The organism is Trinickia sp. Y13, from assembly GCF_029522115.1.
Taxonomy (GTDB): domain Bacteria; phylum Pseudomonadota; class Gammaproteobacteria; order Burkholderiales; family Burkholderiaceae; genus Trinickia.
Window position 1 is genome coordinate 1 of sequence record NZ_JAKWFK010000024.1, and the last position, 16,296, is coordinate 16,296.

At 65.4% G+C, this 16,296-nt stretch carries 8 protein-coding genes and 1 pseudogene; all 9 read right to left on the reverse strand.

The features are described from left to right. A pseudogene (locus MMB74_RS25770) lies at positions 1 to 660 on the reverse strand (IS91-like element ISPps1 family transposase); the annotation flags it as partial. Positions 661 to 803: 143 nt separating this feature from the next. Further along, a complete protein-coding gene (locus MMB74_RS25775; protein WP_044402914.1) occupies positions 804 to 3,719 on the reverse strand; it encodes a Tn3-like element IS1071 family transposase in 2,916 nt (971 codons plus the stop codon). 290 nt (positions 3,720 to 4,009) lie between these two features. Beyond that, positions 4,010 to 8,356 carry a zincin-like metallopeptidase domain-containing protein gene (locus tag MMB74_RS25780; RefSeq protein WP_011117147.1) on the reverse strand — a complete coding sequence of 1,449 codons (4,347 nt, stop codon included), beginning with the start codon at positions 8,354 to 8,356 and terminating at the stop codon, positions 4,010 to 4,012. Positions 8,357 to 8,359: 3 nt separating this feature from the next. Further along, complete coding sequence (locus MMB74_RS25785) at positions 8,360 to 8,749, reverse strand: protein TraD (protein WP_006122510.1); 390 nt, start codon at positions 8,747 to 8,749, stop codon at positions 8,360 to 8,362. A 21-nt stretch (positions 8,750 to 8,770) separates the two neighbouring features. Further along, positions 8,771 to 10,834, reverse strand: a complete 2,064-nt coding sequence (locus MMB74_RS25790) for a DNA topoisomerase III (RefSeq protein WP_011114056.1) — start codon at positions 10,832 to 10,834, stop codon at positions 8,771 to 8,773. Between the two features lie 11 nt (positions 10,835 to 10,845). Continuing rightward, positions 10,846 to 11,382, reverse strand: coding sequence for a conjugative transfer signal peptidase TraF (gene traF / locus MMB74_RS25795; RefSeq protein WP_006122512.1), 537 nt, complete (start codon positions 11,380 to 11,382; stop codon positions 10,846 to 10,848). Next, entirely contained in the window at positions 11,379 to 13,292 is a 1,914-nt protein-coding gene (locus tag MMB74_RS25800; protein WP_000694765.1) for a type IV secretory system conjugative DNA transfer family protein, read from the reverse strand. Before MMB74_RS25800 ends, traF begins: the two co-directional genes overlap by 4 nt. Then, on the reverse strand, positions 13,289 to 15,529 hold the full coding sequence (gene traI, locus MMB74_RS25805; protein ID WP_011117146.1) for a TraI/MobA(P) family conjugative relaxase: 2,241 nt from the start codon (positions 15,527 to 15,529) through the stop codon (positions 13,289 to 13,291). Before traI ends, MMB74_RS25800 begins: the two co-directional genes overlap by 4 nt. A 34-nt stretch (positions 15,530 to 15,563) precedes the next feature. Beyond that, entirely contained in the window at positions 15,564 to 15,938 is a 375-nt protein-coding gene (gene traJ, locus MMB74_RS25810; protein WP_000426567.1) for a conjugal transfer transcriptional regulator TraJ, read from the reverse strand. Between the last annotated feature and the right edge of the window lie 358 nt (positions 15,939 to 16,296).

Below are 16,296 nucleotides of genomic sequence, written 5' to 3' on the forward strand. Positions count from 1 at the left end.
TGTGGTCTGCACTGGGGCCACGGTAGCCGCATCGATGCCGGTGGCCGCGTGAAAGATGACACCCGGCGATGAGATTCGAGGGGTCGCATCAGCATCGCCCTCGCCCTCCACTTCCTCAAACACCCCGTCCACCACACAAACGTGGAAGTGGACGTGTTCATTGAGGCTGGAGCCGAATCGGTGAATGAAGGCGATGGCACCGATGTGCAGGCCTGCCTTGTCCATATGGGCCGCACCGGGGCTGTGGGTCTGCAGAGTTTGTGCGATCACCCGCAGAAAGATGCGCAGCACCATGCTCAGCACCGCTCCGTCGCGCTGCATGAAGTAACGAAGCCGCTTGGGAACCGACAGCACCCACTGGCGCACCGGCAGGCGGGGGAATACGTGATCGTTCAGGTGCGCTGCTGTCTCCACCATGCGCCGGGTGGTGCACGAGGGGCAGACTCCCCGGCCTTTGCAGGAGAAAGCGACGAAGTAGTCGTGCCCACAGTCGCCGCAGCGAGCGCGGGCAAAGCCATGGGCAAAGATGCCGCACTCAAGATACTTGGCAAACGCTTTGCGCACGAAGGGCTTGGGGGTGTGGTGGTCGCCCTGGCCGTCGAACTGACCCGCGCTGGCCAACTCTAGCCAGGTCTCGTAGTGCTCGGCTACCGTTTGGTAGGGGTCTCCTCGTTTTCAGTGCAATAAGTGACGGTACGAAAAGCTAGCACTGGCGCGGAGGTGGTGTTGGTAGATCGTTGATTTCATTGACTTTCCTGTTCACTTTCAAATCTGCGATTCGTGGCGTCAAACCGTGGTCGGTTTCATCCATTGGTGCCAGTTATCGATGCATTTGGCCGCGAAGGCAGGATTTGGTCAGCATAGCGGTCAACCGGGAAGCGAAACACACCCCGCAAGTTGATGCTCTCCAGCTTGGTGGGCGCAATCTTCCCGATCAGTTCCGGTGGAATGACCTGGCGGCGGTTCGACCAGCGATCCAGGACCGCCTGCATCTGTGAGGTATTCCACGCCATCACGATGTTGGCCATCAGGCTCAACGCATCGGCCACAGCCTGCATTTCATCGACACGTTTGGCCTGCGCCGGGCTGATCCGGCCGGTATAAATGGCGCGCTTGAGGGCGTTAACAGCCTCGCCCCGATTGAGCACCCGGCGCAACTCGTTCCTGAAAGCGTCCTTGACAAAGTAGTCAGCCAAAAACGCCGTACGCAGCAACCGCCCCAATTGCACGCCAGCCTCATAGATTGGATCGCCCTGGGCGGCAGAACCGAACCGCGCAAGAGCTGCCACCGCACTGGCATGTCCGCTCATGACCGAGGCTGCCAGGTGCACCAGACTATCCCAATGCTTTTCGATCAAAGCGACGTCGACATTGGCTTCGCACACCGCAGCGATTTCTGCGGGCACTTTGGTGCCGCGTGGCACAAAGAGGTGGCGCTGTTTGAGTTCCTTCAACCGCGGGCAAAGATCAAAACCAAGCAAACGGGCATGTGACATGGCAAAGTCGGTGTAGCCATGGGTATCCACAGCAAGCTGGCTGGTCTCCAGCTTTTCTTGGCGGATGACACCTTCAATGGCCACGCCCGCCTGGCGCTCATTGAGCACAAAGGGCTGCGCATGGAAGATGCCCCACCGGTCTTTTACATGGGAGTAGATTCCAATGGAAGGTGTGTTGCGCCGAGGATCAAGCCGGGCTTGCCACACCCGTTTGGTGGTCTCCATGCTCATCATGTCAGAAGATGCCAAATCGGACCGCCCCCAGGTGGCGGCAATCGGGTGTCGCTGCATGAATTCCAGCACAGCCTGGCAGGCCTGGCTCAGACGCCGTTCGTCCCGCGCCCAGCGCATGGCCTGGCGAATGCTGGTGGCAGACAATTGCGGAATCATGCGCGCGCATTCGACCGCAGTCAGACTGGTGCCGTGGGCCATGATGCCGGCATAGACCATCAGCAGCTCGTCGGTAGAGCGCGGCTCACGTCCGAGCATGATCCAGCTAAAGCGCACCTGGGCGTCAACGGCCAGAATCACTTCCGGCAATTGAACCTCACCGATGCGGTGATCCAAAGCCGCGCGCAGCTTGGTCACTTCTGGGTCTTCGTCCTCTGCGGGCAATGGCGACAAATGGAGTTCATCATCCACGCGCAGTACGCCACTGCGGGCTGCAGCGGCCACCGCATCGACACCGGCAGTTACTCTGGCCAGCAAAGGCTTCAAGAAAGTGGCAGCCTTGCTGGGTAACGATAGACGGGCATAGTGTTTCTTGGACTCTGCCTGCCAACGCTCGTCCGTGAAGAACAAGCGCGCACGACCCCGAAAGCTCAGGCTGTGCTCAATCCAGACCGAGCCATTGCGCACCGCGCGGCGCAGGGCAAACAGGGTGGCCACCTCCAACGCCTGAAACGCCCGTTCCCGGTCTGGGCTGGAGATCGAAACCTGCCAGATCATTCCCAGACTTGGTGCCACCACTTCAACTGGCAGCTTTCTGGATCCTTTGAGATATAAAGCTTGCAGCTTGGCAAGGTACTCGATGGCAGGATGCTCGCCGGTGGCCTGCCAGGGCAGCTTTGCAATGGCGACGAGCAACGACCGCACGGGGCGAATTCCATCAATCAATCCCTCGCGGACCAGGGAGGCCCTGCTCGGTGGTTTGCGTTTCTGGGTTTCGGTGATCAAGGCTTCAAGACGGGCACGCAACTCAGCATCTGGCACCGCACCTTGCGCGCTCAAGGCAACAAGTTCGCCGAGCAGCGTTTTGTACATTGCGGCCCAATTGACGGTAGCGGGGACATCGGCGGCAGCCTGACGCCACAGATCGGCGATCCGGCGCTGCACCATAAGGATCAACTGGTCTGTGGTGGTGAACAGGCAATACCGAAGAAAGCATGCGACCTCCACGGTGCGCGCTGGCTCTTTGATCTTGGCTCCGGCTGAGGGCGGCCTGGAGACAAGTCGGCGCGCGTAGCGGCGCAAGATGAGATCGGGGATGTCTGCCAGGTGCTTATGAACGTCCAGCGTGTAAAGCAGGTCGATGCGCTCCAGTACCTCGCTGATTTGGCGGGTTGAGTGTTTCGCCGGTGCAGCCCATAGCCAACTCTGCTGGGTTTGTCCATCTGGGCGCAGCTCTGAAACTGAGGCTCGCCAGCGATCAAGTGTTGCTGGATCAACGCTGGCGGCGATGGCGGTGCCTGTTTCAACTTCAAGCTGGGCAAGTGCCGCCGCAATCAGTGTCCGAATTGCCCGCTCGTGCACGATCACCAGCTTGTTCTTGTACAGCCATTGACGCGCCCGCACGAGTAGCTGATCGCGGTCGGCGCAGCGCGCCACTTCGTCGCGCAGTTCACGTACCAGTGAGCGGCGCTGGTGCTCGCTCATCCACTGGAATCCAAGGACCGTGCAGGCTACTTGTTGGTGATCGAATAGCGTGCGCCCGCGTTCATACATGGCTCTCAGCGAGGCGACTTCTGGTGCTGCAATGCCAAGCTCGTTGCCAAGGTGGCGCCACAAGGCTACTGGAATTACCCGAAAGGCACCGAGCAAACGCCCACTCATGCGCAGGAAACCAATATGGAGCGCCAGACCAAGCTTGTGGGAATCACCTCGGCGTGCATTGATTGCGTCGCGCTCGGCACCATCGAAGGTGAAAAATGCCTTCATCTCGAAGTCGCTGATATCGCGGGGGAGCCCACGCATCCCCAAAAACGTTGTGTGCCAACCCTGCATCGTGAACCTCAAAAGTGGGAGGCCACCATACCCGTTTACAAAGCGAACAGGAAAGTCAATGAAATCAACGGTCTACCCAGACCACCCCCGCGCCAGTGCTAGCTTTGCGTACCGTCACTTATTGCACTGAAAACGAGGAGACCCCGAGCGAGGCGAAAAAAAACCGCCTCGGGGTGTCCGAGGCGGCAAGTCTGCATGCGGTTCAGGGAGGAAGAAACCGCGCCGGCGATCAGGGAGGAAAACCGCGCGGCCTGATGTGCAGCTCGGCCACTTTAGCCGGATTTTTCGACTTATCCGATGCGAGCGGCCCGCCGTGGGCGCTGCTCGATCTGCTGTTGCTTTTTCTCGACGTGCTTCTGCTCCTGGTGCTGCTGCTCGTCGCGCTGCACCTGGCTGATGGCCGCGCCGATCTGCCGCTTCACGCCCTCGATGCCCAGCTCGCTCTTGTGCGCCAAGTCGTTGAAGTCGGTGTGCTGCTTCATCGTGGACAGCGCCGCGATCTGCGCGCCGCTCAACATCGACGCCTTGAGCTTGGCCGCCTCGTCGCCGGCCAGCTCGACCTTGCCGGCGGCGGCGTCGGCAAGGCGCTGCTCGGCGCGCAGGTGGGTCTTGAAGCTGTCGGGCGTGATGGCGGGCAAGTCGCGCGGGTAGGTGTTCTCGGCCGGCGCGAAGATCGGGAAGATCGCCTTGCCGCCCACGGCCTGGGCGGCCGCCTCGGCCTTCTCCCGGCCGGGGTTGTTGCCGTGGGTCATGACCAGGTGCCGGTCGTCGTCGCCGGCGATGATGACCGGCTTGTCCGGGAACTTGGCGTGCAGCGCCTTCGCCACGGCCTCAAGGTTGCCGCTGTCGAAGGCGGCGACCGTGGCGTGGCCCACGGCCTCGGCCACCTGGGCCGCCGTGGCGTAGCCCTCCGAGATCACCAGCGCCGGCGCGGCCGCCAGGGCGTCCATGCCGCCGACCGGGTGGAAGCATCCTTCCTTCTTCGAGTCCTTGGCGAACCGCTTAGTGCCGTCCTCCTGGATGTATTGCATCGTCCATTGCTTGCCCTCTGCGTCGAAGGCCGGGATGTAGGTCTTCTGGCCTTCGCGGTCGGTCATCACGCCGGCCTGCGCCTGGATGCCTTTGGCTTGCAGGTAGGGCGTCGGCTGCTCGATGGGCACGAGGTCGGCCATCTGCCGACCGACGCGCTGCGCGGTGGCCTCCTGGGCCTTGTCCTGCTCGACGGCTCGCTGTGCCAGCTTCTCGGCCGCCTCGGCCTGGAGCTTGGCCTTCTCCTGGTCGCTCAAGGCGTAGCCCTTGCTCTTCCAGGTAATGTCCGTGCCGGTCTTGTTGTTGATGATCCGCCCGGCCGGGTGCCCGTCCAGGTGGCCCACGTAGAAGCCATCGAGCGCGCCCTTCTTGCCGCCCTCGACCGGCACGCGGTGCCGCTTGCCATCCATGATCGGGTGATCGCCCTGGGCGTTGCTGCCGGTGAACAGGCCGGCGCTGCGCATGGCCTCGGCGAACTCTTCCCTTGGCGTCATCGCTGGCCCTTGCTGGGCCTGCACGTTCTCGGGCTTCCAGCGTTCGAGCTTCGCCGCGTCGGCGCGCGGGCCGACATACCAGGACTTCGCGGCCTTGTCCCAAAGCGCGCCGGCGGCCTTGGCCGCGTTGCGCTGCTCGTAGGGCACGGCCAGGTACTGGCGGGCCTGCTGGGCCTGCTGCGCGGGCTTCTGCGCCTCGCCCTGGGCTTCGGGTGCCGGCTGGGCCGAACGCGGCTCTACGGCCGCTGTAGCGGCTCCCTGCGCCCATTTGGCGAAGGGAGCGGCATCGGTGCCCGGCGGCACGTACCAGGACTGTTGCTGCCGATCCCAACGCGCCCCGAGGCTCTTGGCCTCGTCCTTCTCCTTGTACGGCACGTTGATGTACTGCCGTTCGGGCTTCTCGGCCTGCGGCTGCGCCTGCTGCCGCTCGCGTTCCTGGCGCTCCAGCTCGGCCGCGCGGCGCTGCGCGTCGCTGTCGTTGAGCATGGCCGACGCCTCGGCGGTCTTGCGTGCCTCTTTAGCGGCTGAAATGTCCTCTTCGGTCGCGTTGGGGTCGCGCCGTACACGCTCTTCCTGCACGCGGGCCAGCTTGGCGGCGCGCTCGTGCTGGTTGTCGGTGCCCAGCGCATCGACCAGGTGCAGGCGCTCGGCCAGAGCCTCGGCCTGGCCCTCGGTGCGGGTGCCGGCGACGAAGGCAAAGGCGTCCTCGCCGAACTGCGCATCGGCCTTGCGCGCGTAGACCTGGAACGCCTGCGGCTCGATGCCGGCCTGGGCGGCATCGACGGTCTGGCCGTCCTGCTCGGCCACGCCGACGATGCGCAGCTCTCCGCTCCAGTCGGGCGGCAGCTCAACGCCAAGGTGTTGACGGGTCGCGTCGGCGAACGCCTGGCCGTCGATCTCGCCGGCGGCGAGCTGCCGGCGCGCGGCGGCGGCCTGCTCGATGCCCTGCACCGCGTCGGCAGGATGGGCGGCCAGCAGGGCGGCCGCCTGGTCGTTGGTCGGTGGGGTCATGTTCGCCTCCTGGTCTGCGACGGCCGCTTGCTGCTGGGTCAGCGCCGGCAGGGCCATCAACTGGTCGGGCGCGTAGTTGTTCAGCTCGTCCAGGCTGCGAACCTGGTGGGGTTCACCGTCCTGGTCGTGGAACGCAAAGATGCGCTGGCCGTCGCTCCACCTGGCTTCGGCGTCGATGCTCGACACGATCTGTTCGCCGTGCTGCTGGAGCTGCTGCGCGAGGTGGAGCTGTTCGGCCATGTTGGCGAACTCTTGCGCCAAGCCCTTGCGCTCCAGGTAGGCGTTGTCGGTGTCGGTGTGGCTCGGGTCGATGCCGAACACCGGCGACAGCCGGTCATGCGCGACCGCGTAGAACTGCTCGGGATCGGTGCCGGTGATGCTGCCCACGGTTTCGAGGCCACGGCTGCGCAAGGCGTCTTCCAGGGTGTCGCCCTGGAATGCCTGGTAGTGGCTGAAAGACACGTCCGGGTTGTCCAGGACTTCGGCAATGTCCACGGCCAGGGCCTGGGCCACGGCTTCGTCCTGGGCCTGGCTCTGCTGCTGGTCTTGCTCCTGAACCTGCTTCTGCTCGAAGGCCAGCACGTAGTCGTGAATCTTCTCGGCATCGGCGGCCGCGCGGAACACCTCCAGCGGCTCGTCTTGCAGCGCCTTGATCCACGAACCCACATAGGCGGCGTGCTGGCCCGGATCGTGGCCGATGCCCAGCTCGTCGCCGACGATCATGGAAGCGATCTCGGCGCGCAGCTCTTCCTTGGCGTACCCCTCGCTCCCGAACGGGTGCGCCAGGTCGCGGTCAAGGCGCGAAGCGTGGCCCGTCCAGTGGCCCAGCTCGTGCAGCGCGGTCGCGTAGTAGCGGTCGGAGCTGGGGAACTGGCCGCGCTCCGGCAGGGTGATGCTGTCGGTCGAAGGGCGGTAGAACGCCCGATCACCGGCGGCGTGGGTGATCGTCGCGCCCGAGGCTTTCAGGATGTGCTCGGCGCGCTCGACGGCGTTCCAAGTCTGTTCCTTCTTCGGCTGGAGCGGCGGCAGGCCGTCGATCTGCTCGCCGTTGAACACGGTCGCAAAGAACACGCGCGGCCGCTCCAGCATGACGGTTTCCTTGACCGGCTGGCCCTTCGCATCGAGGACGGGCCGGCCGCTGTCGTCCAGCTTGTCTTGCTCTTCGCTGAACTTCCAGTATTGAACCGGCGTGCCTTTCTCGCCCTTGCGAACCTGCGCGCCCACGGCGGCGGCCTGCTTGTAGGTCATCCAGCGCGCATCGCTGCGGCCCTGGGCCATCAGGTGGATGGCGTTGATCCCTTTGTACCGCTTGCCGGTGGTCGGGTTCATCGGCAGGTAGGCGTTGGGTTCGCCCGGCTCCCACGGCTTTTGCCACGGTGCGGTGCCGGCCTTGAGCTGCTCGATCAGCTTTTCGGCCACGACTTCGTGAAACGGCTTCTTCGGCTCCATGTTCTCGTCCCTTCGGAATAGCTCGTTGAACTGAGGGAAGTTCTGCTGTGTCCGGGAACGGTCGCGCAGGCCCTGGGCGACCATGCACACGATGTTGTGCAGGTCGTCGGCCTGCATGGGCCGCACGCGGGCGATGCAGGTTTCCGTGAATGACTGTTGGCCGCGCTGCTGCACCTGGTCGGCGACCTGGTGCTGGCTCGGCTCGATGCCCTCGCAGTGCAGGGCAAACACTTCCTCGGCGCGCACGTCCAGGGACTGGCCGGCATAGCGCCGGTTCACGTCATCCCATAGCGGCTTGAGGGTGGGTTCGTTGCGGGCGGCCGCCAGGCCGTCCAGCAAGGCGCGCTTCTCGCCCGGCGCGAAGGTGTTGGCCCCGTAGTGGCCTAGCACCTCGTGCCGCAGCGTCATCAGTAGGTCGCTGGCGCTCTCGACGTTCTGCAAGGGCACGTCCACGCGGCCACGGTAGGCGCGGCCGGCGTGCAGCGTCTCCTTGGGCACGTAGCCGCCCTTCATGTCGGCCGGCACCTCGGCCGCTCGCGGCCCGTACAGCTCGGCCGCGTCCTCGCGGAACTTGTAGGCCAGCTCCAGCGCGCCGGGGTAGTCGCGGACGAAAGCCCGCGTCACCCCTTGCGCCTCGGCTTTCGTGATCGGCATGGGTCAGCCCTCCGAAGCCTTGCGCGCGGCGGCCTGGGCAACCGTCTCGCCGGGCCGCAGGTCGTACAGCTCGCGGGCGTTCGTGGTGGTGATGAACGGCGGGATGTCGGCGCTCGGGCCTTCGTCGTCCAGGAATGCCGGCTCCAGCGCGCCATCGACTTCCACCAGGTCGTCGCCGCTCGCGGCGGCGTCCTGCTCGGACAGCGCGTCCTCCACGAACGCGCCCACGCGCTCGGCTTCGTCGGGGTCGAACTCGACCTGGAAGCCGGGCGTCAGCGCGTCGGCCATCTTCTCGCGCACGGCCTCGCGGCCGGCGGCGTCGTCGTCAACCGGCGGCAGGACGGCCAGCGGCTCGTCGTGGGCGGCGGTGTTGGTGGTGGTTTGCTCGTTCATGGTCGATCTCCTTCGCTGTGGTCATTCGGATGCCGGGCCGTTGCGGCCCTTGCTGTAGTCGGGCCGACCCTTGAGGTCGGGGTAGGTCTGCTTGCATGTGGGGAAGTTGCTGCAACCCCACCAGAATTGCCCCTTCTTCTTGCTCGGCCGGCGCGACAAGCCGCTGCCGCAGGCCATGCACTTGTGAAGGGATGACACCGGCGCGGCTTCCTTGCCGCCGGCGATGGTCACGGCTCCGCTGTTGGCCTTCGCCACCTGGTCGCGGATGAACGTCTCTTGCTTCGTGATGAAGGCGTCCAGGGCGGCCGTGCCCTGCTCGACGCCTTTCAGCATCCGCTCGTAGAGCGCGGTCAGCACCGGGCTTTTCACAACCTCGGGCAGCGCGTCGATGACGCTGCGGCCGAGGGTCGTGCTGATGATCTGCTTGCCTTTGACGGCCAGGAACTCGCGCCGCTTCAACTCGGAAATGATCGACGCGCGGGTGGCCGACGTGCCGATGCCGTCGCCCTCGCGCAGCATCTTCTTGTGCTCGGCATCGCTGACGAACTTGTGGATGTTCTCCATCGCGCGGATCAGCGTGCCCTCGGTAAAGCGCGCTGGCGGCTTCGTCTTGGCGTCCTTGCGGGTGGCGTCCGTGCAGGTCACGGCGTCGCCCTGGGCCATCGACGGCAGGGCCTGCGTGCCGCTGTCGTCGTCCTCGTCCTTCTCGCCTTCCTCGTCGGCCTGGCTGTACACGTCACGCCAGCCGTTGCGCGTGACTACCTTGCCGCTCGCGGCGAAGTTCTCGCCCGCGATCTCGACGCCCACGGTGGTCTGCATGTACTCGTGCAGCGGGTAGAACTGCGCCAGGTAGGCGCGCACGATCAGGTCGTAGATGTTGCGCTCGCGCTCGCTGAGGGCGGCCTTGCTGCCCTTCTGCATGGTCGGCACGATGCCGTGGTGCGCGGTGATCTTCGAGTCGTCCCACGTCTTGGACTTGATACGCGGATCGGCACCATCGACCAGGCCGGCCAGTTCGGGGTTGACGTGCTTGATCGCCTCCAGCACGCGCGGCGCGTCGGCGTGCTGCGACTCCGGCAGGTAGGCGCAGTCGGTGCGCGGGTACGAGGTCAGCTTGTGCGTCTCGTAGAGCGCCTGGCAGGTGTTCAGCACGTCCTCGGCGCTGTAGCCGAACTTGGCCGAGGCCAGTGCCGTAATGTCGGACAGGGCGAAGGCCAGCGGCTGGTTCTGCTTCTTGGCCTCCTGTTTGTACGCGGCGATGGTGCCCGGCTGGCCCTTGACGGCGGCCACCAGGGCGTCGGCGACGGCGGTATCGACAAGGCGGCCTTCGCTGTCCAGGCCGGCTTGATCCTCCTTCGCCTTCCATGCGGCGGCGAAGCTGCCGCCGGCGTGCTGCACCACCGCCCGGATGGTGTGGTACGGCACGGCCTTGAATGCCTCGATCTCGCGGTCGCGGGCGACCACGAGGGCCAGCGTCGGCGTCTGCACGCGGCCCACGGTCAGCAGGGCGCGCGAGCCGCCGCGCTGCGCGCGCAGCGTGTACGCGCGGCTGAGGTTCATGCCGATCAGCCAGTCGGCGCGCTGCCGCCCGCGTGCAGCGTCGGCCCAGCCTGCATAGGTGGTGTTCTCCTTCAACGCGGCCAGGCCGCGCTTGACGGAAACGGAGTCCTGCGCGCTCACCCAAAAGCGGCGCACCGGCTTGCTGTTGCGGAAGTGCTCCAGCACTTCGTCAACCAGCAACTGGCCTTCGCGGTCGGGGTCGCCGGCGTTGACGATCTCCTTGGCCTCCTTGAGCAGCTTGCCGATCACGGCGAGCTGCTTCTTCGCGTCGTCCTTGGGCTTGAGAATCCAGCTCTCGGGGATGATGGGCAGCTCATCGACGCGCCAGACCTTCTTGCCGGACTGGCCGCGCGGCACGTCATCGGGCGTGTACTCGTCGGGGTCGGCCTGTTCGAGCATGTGCCCGAAGCACCAGGTCACTTTGTCGGTGCCGCACTCGATGAAGCCGTCGCCCTTGCCGGTCGCGCCCAGCTCGCCGGCGATGGCCTTGGCGACGGACGGCTTTTCTGCGATGAAAAGGCGCATGGTGTGTCTCCCTACCAGGTGATGACCGGACGGATCACGGTCTTGATTTGCGAACGATTGATCGGGCCGAAGTAGCGGCCGTCGAAGGATGTGGCGCTCACGTCCGACATAAGCAGCACCTCGGAATTGCCGAGCGTGTAGCTGTTGGACTGATAGCGCGGCAGCGGCCGACCGGCCTTGTCGGCCTTGATCGGCGCGCTGAGGGGCAGCAGCTCGCCGTTGACGCGCACGCCGTCATCGGCGACGGCGACGGCATCGTCTTTAGCGGCTAAAACGCGCTTCATCATGTAGCCGTAGCCGCCCTGGCAGAAGCCGGCCCCGATGTAGCCCCTCTCCTTGGCGTCATCGAACACGCCGAGCTGCGGCGGGCAGAAGAGGACGTAGGCCCCCTTCTCCACCGGCGCGCTGCTCGTCCAGTACAGGCCGACCGGAATGCTCTTGGTGGTGTTCACGCGGGCACCGGCGGCATAGCCGCCGGCGGCCAGCAGCAGGGCGGCCACGCCCGCGATGACGACGCCTGCCGCGATGCGTTTCAGGATGCGGCTCATATCGTGATGCCCTCCCCTTCCGTCTCGGCCTGTGCGACGGCGCGCAGGCGGTCGCTGACCTTGGGCGCAGGGATCGCGGCGCGTGCCGAGAACACTGGGTCTTTGAAGTACAGGGGTTGCTTGCCGTAGATCGCCGGGTAGCCCGCGACGTAGATCACCATGTCGCCGGCTTCTTCGATCTCGCCCTGGGCGTTCTTCTTTGGCCCCGGCATGCGCAGGCATTCGTCGGGCGTCAGCAAGGGCCGCTGCACTTCCTGGTAAGTGCGCGACACCTGGCCCAGCATCGCCGCCGTGCGGCGGCCGCTGGTCGTGATCTGCTCCTTCACCACGGTGGTCTGCCCGGTGAGGCGGGACAGGTGTTCGGCCGTCTCGACGCGGTTGGGCGGGTAGGCGTTCTGCACGTGGCAGTTCGACGTGATGCTTTCGTCGTGGCCGTAGCCCGTCTCGCGGCTCTTGAGCTGGTTAATGTCCTGGCAGATGAGGTAGCACTTGATGCCGTAGCCGGCCACGAAGGCCAGCGACTCTTGCATGATCTCCAGCTTCCCGAGGCTCGGGAACTCGTCCAGCATCATCAAGAGCCGGTGCTTGTAGTGCGCCACCGGCCGGCCGCCCTCGAAGTCCATCTTGTCGGCCAGCAGGCGCACGATCATGTTCACCATGACGCGCACCAGCGGCCGCAGGCGGGCCTTATCGTTGGGCTGGGTGACGATGTAGAGGCTTACCGGGTCGTCCTCGTGCATCAACTGCTTGATGCGGAAGTCCGACCGGCTGACGTTGCGGGCCACCACGGGGTCGCGGTACAGGGCCAGGTACGACTTGGCCGTGGACAGCACCGATCCGGCTTCTTCCTCGGGCCGATCCATCATGTCGCGGGCCGCCGAGCCGATGGCGTGATGGTTCTGGCCGTCTACGTGCCCGTAGGTCGCCATTTCCATCCAAAGCTCGCCAATGTCCCGGTTCGGGTCGGCCAGCATCGCATCGACGGACGGCAGCGTGGCGGTGCCGCCATCGTCCTTGGCCTTGTACAGCGCGTGCAGGATCACGCCGACCAGGAGCGCGAAGGCGGTCTTCTGCCAGTGCGAGTCCAGGCCCTTGCCGTCCGGGTCAACGATCAGCGTGGCAAGGTTCTGCACGTCACCCACCTCGTATTCGGTGCCGAGGCGGATTTCGTCCAGCGGATTCCAGCAGACGCCGCCCGAGGTGCTGGCCGGCTCGAAGCGCAGCACCTTGTTCTTGGCGTGCTTCTGCCGCCAGCCGGCGGTCAAGGCCCACAACTCGCCCTTCAAGTCGGTGATGACGCTGCTCGCGCCCCACGACAGCAGCGTGGGCACCACCAGGCCGACGCCCTTGCCCGAGCGCGTGGGCGCGTAGGTCAGCACGTGCTCGGGGCCGCTGTGCCGCAGGTAGAAGAAATTGCCGTCCTTGTCCTGCCAGCCGCCCACGTACACGCCGGTAGCCGTGGGTGCGGCCTTGCCGGTGACGATCTCCAGGACGTTGCGCTCGCGTGGCAGCAGGCCGGCCGCCTGAATGTCCTTCTTCTCGGCCCAGCGGGCCGAGCCGTGCAGGTACTCGTTCGCCTTCGAGCTGTTGGACGTGACGACCTTCGCCACGGCCACGCCCAGCAGGCCCACGGTCGAAACCAGCATCCCCATGCTGCCGGCCTTCATGATCTCGTCCGGGTACTGGCTGTACCACTTGTACGTCCAGTGCAGGATCGACCAGGGCGCGTACACGTGGCCCACGTTGGGGCCGAGGGTCGCGTGATAGGCGAACGTGTGGGCGAAGAACTGCGTCGCGGCCTGGAGGCCGCCGACCATCGAGGCCGCGCCCAGCACCGGCAGCAGCTTGCTCGGCTTCGGTTTGGCGGTTCGGACTTGCGGCCCTACCGCGTTGTTCATCTTGATCTTCATCTACTCCTTCCTTTCGACGTTTTGATGGAGCCTTTCGCGGTGATCGAGACGGCATCGCCGACCGCGATGCGCGTCAAGCGCCGGGCCGTGGCCTGGTCGATGGGCATAACCATGACCTCATCACCTCGTTTCAAGAGGGCCAGCGCCTGGCCCTCGATAGTCCTGGTGCCCTGGAACGTGAGCGCACCATCACCGGCAGTATATCGGGAATGCTTCGGTATATCGAAACCTTTTAGGCGCTTTGCCTCGCGTTCGGCGATGTACTTGTCGGCGGCGGCGACGCCCGGCGGCGTCTGGCCTACTCCTGTTCCTGGCCGAGAAATTCCCCGTCGCAGTGCGTGATCTGGTTGGGTTCCTTGCTGCTCCACGTGACGAGGAACATCACGCGGCAATAGCACTTCACTTCCGCCGGCGATGCGAACCACACCGAGTTCGGACAGTGCTCGCAAACGGTGCTGGCTTTGGGGCGGCGGTTTTCTTCCAAGGCGTCCAACGTCGGGCTTCCGGTGGACGGTGGCGGCGTGAAGGCCGGCGTCGGCGCGGTCGCCTCGGCCGGCGGCTGGCCGGCCGTCGCCTGCTCGGGCGACGGCTGCGGCTCCGGTAGCGTGCTGGTCGGCAGCGGGCCGCTGTCCAGGGCCGCCAGCGCCGCGTCCAGTTCGTCCTCGATGCTCTGGTCTTTCGGTTCGCTCATGGGTGTTCTCCTTGTTCAAAAGCGCCTGCCGCCGGCTCTCAAGAGCCGGATCGGTGAAGGTGATGGGTAGCTGGGAATCGACGGCGGCGCGGATCATCTGCGCCTTGAACTCCACCGTGCCGTTGACGGTGATGCGGTTGCCGTAGCGTTGCATCGCCAGGCGCAGGGCTTCTTGCAGCCCTTCGCGCGTGGCCTCGCGGGAGACTTGCAGGCGGTCACCGTCATCGCGCACGGCGCTCATGCCGGCGCGGAAGATGATCGTCCCCTTCTTCGTGATGTTGTCCACCGCCGGCGCGTGGCCGGGCTTCGCCTGGCCCTCGCCCCGGATGGTGTTGCCCTTGAGGCCCTGGGCCGCCTCGCGGGCGCGCAGGGCGGCCAGGGCGTCGGCGCCGCCGTGCTGCGCCTCCTTCTTGAGCCAGTCGGCCCACGTGCGCCGGCGGTGCTCGGCGTAGAGGGCCGTGCGCTCCTGCTGGAACTGCTTGTTGATCGCCTGGATTTCGCTGCGCAGGGCCTTGCTCGCCTGGGCGTACAGCAGCTTCTTGTTCGCGCGGCCCTCGCCGACCACCTTAATCGTGGCGCGGCGCAGGCGGTTCGACCTCTTGGCCGCCTCGATCAGCCGATCCTTGCGATGCCGGGCGCGCTCCAGGGCCTGGGCGCGCGCCGTGGTCAAGTTCTGCTGCTCGGCCTTGTACTTCGCGTACAGCTCCACGGTGTTGACGCGAAGGCGGATGGGGTCTTTGCGGTACTGCCGCTTCGCGGTGGTTTGCGCCTGCCGTTCGGGCGAAGCCTCGAACGGGCCAAGCCGCGCCTCCAGGCTCGGCTTGGAAAGGTCGCGGGCTACTGTGCTCGCCTTCACCATCGTTCCGTCGCCGGCCTCGAACACGAGGCCATTGGCGCGGACGCGCAGCTCCATTCCGTTGTCGCGCATGACCTGGTGCAGTTCCTGCCAGGACTGCGCGCCCTTGATCTCGTCCAGGCACTCGCGCTTGACCCAGCCGACCAGGCTTTCAACGCCGGCATGCCGCTCCATGTCGGCGGCCCGGCCCTCCGCGCCGCGCTTGCGCGGCTCGTGGTTGTCGCGCTCCAGGCCGTAGTCGCGCTCCAGGGCCGTGCAGAGTTCCGCCAGCGCCCGGTGCGGGTAGTACGGCTCGTGCATCGTGTGCCGCGTCGGGTGAATCTTGTTGATGGCGATGTGGATGTGCAGGTTGTCGGTGTCGTTGTGGACGGCACTGATTCGCTGATGCTCGCCATAACCCAGCCCGACGCAGATGCGTTCCTCAATCGCGCGCAAGGTGTCGGCGCTGGGCTGCTCGCCGGCCCGGAAGCTGACGATCAGGTGGTAGGTCTTGTCGCCCTTCGCGCGGGTGTTCGTGTGCTGGGTCGCCAGCACCTCCGTGATGGCGTCCTGGATGGAACCGGCTTCGCAGTTCGTCGCCTGCACGTGGCCCAGCCGGTGGTCTTTGCTTTGGGCGTCGGTGATGTAGTTCGCCAGGCCCGCGAAGTCGCTCTTGCCAAGCGAGCGCATCGGCACGTGCTTGGCGATCATGGCCGCCCCTCCGGCTTTTTAGCCGCTAAAGAAGTCAAGGCTCGGCCCTCGGCTGAACCACGGCCTTCATGATCCGGCTCATTTCGTCCTGGGTGGCCTCGATCCGGCCCAGCAGGGCCAGGATGGTCGCCTCGCCGAACTGGAGCGTTCGCACGTCATCGGTCAGCCAGAGCTTGAGCAGGCCGCCAAGGCGGCCAAGGTCGCCGTTGACGCGCACCAGCTCGCGCACGTGCTGGTAGTCCATGACGCCCTTGATCTGGTAGCCCTGGCCCACGTCGCGCAGATAGCGCGCCACGCTGACGCCCGCCCTCTTGGCGTTCGCCTCGATCTCGTCTTTCTCTTCGGGGAACACCGGCACCCGCAGGTGCTGCCGCCGCCGGCGGCCGTGTTCCTTTTCGTCGTTCTCCATGCCTCGCCTCGTCTCTCATGCCGGCGGTAGCCGGCTGCCTCGCAGAGCAGGATGACCCGTTGAGCGCCCCCGGCGCGAATAAGGGACAGTGAAGATAGATAACCGGCTCGCCGGTTAGCTAACTTCACACATCCTGCCCGCCTTACGGCGTTAATAACACCAAGGAAAGTCTACACCAGCCATTACGATTTATCCGCAACTATCGCGCTATCAGGCCGCAAAAGCAGCAACGGATATAGCGAAACCCGCCACAATGGCCCATAATGCCGCTATCGAAGCGTGCCAATGCACGCCGATAGCGGACTTTTTGCGTTTCCGTAGCGCCGCTTAGTAGCGTTACATTTGCGATGAGAGGATT

Excerpts from the sequence above, each read along its gene's own strand:
- MMB74_RS25775 (WP_044402914.1), bottom strand. The coding sequence starts at position 3,719 with ATGCAGGGTTGGCACACAACGTTTTTGGGGATGCGTGGGCTCCCCCGC.
- MMB74_RS25780 (WP_011117147.1), bottom strand. The coding sequence starts at position 8,356 with ATGCCGATCACGAAAGCCGAGGCGCAAGGGGTGACGCGGGCTTTCGTC.
- MMB74_RS25785 (WP_006122510.1), bottom strand. The coding sequence starts at position 8,749 with ATGAACGAGCAAACCACCACCAACACCGCCGCCCACGACGAGCCGCTG.
- MMB74_RS25790 (WP_011114056.1), bottom strand. The coding sequence starts at position 10,834 with ATGCGCCTTTTCATCGCAGAAAAGCCGTCCGTCGCCAAGGCCATCGCC.
- traF (WP_006122512.1), bottom strand. The coding sequence starts at position 11,382 with ATGAGCCGCATCCTGAAACGCATCGCGGCAGGCGTCGTCATCGCGGGC.
- MMB74_RS25800 (WP_000694765.1), bottom strand. The coding sequence starts at position 13,292 with ATGAAGATCAAGATGAACAACGCGGTAGGGCCGCAAGTCCGAACCGCC.
- traI (WP_011117146.1), bottom strand. The coding sequence starts at position 15,529 with ATGATCGCCAAGCACGTGCCGATGCGCTCGCTTGGCAAGAGCGACTTC.
- traJ (WP_000426567.1), bottom strand. The coding sequence starts at position 15,938 with ATGGAGAACGACGAAAAGGAACACGGCCGCCGGCGGCGGCAGCACCTG.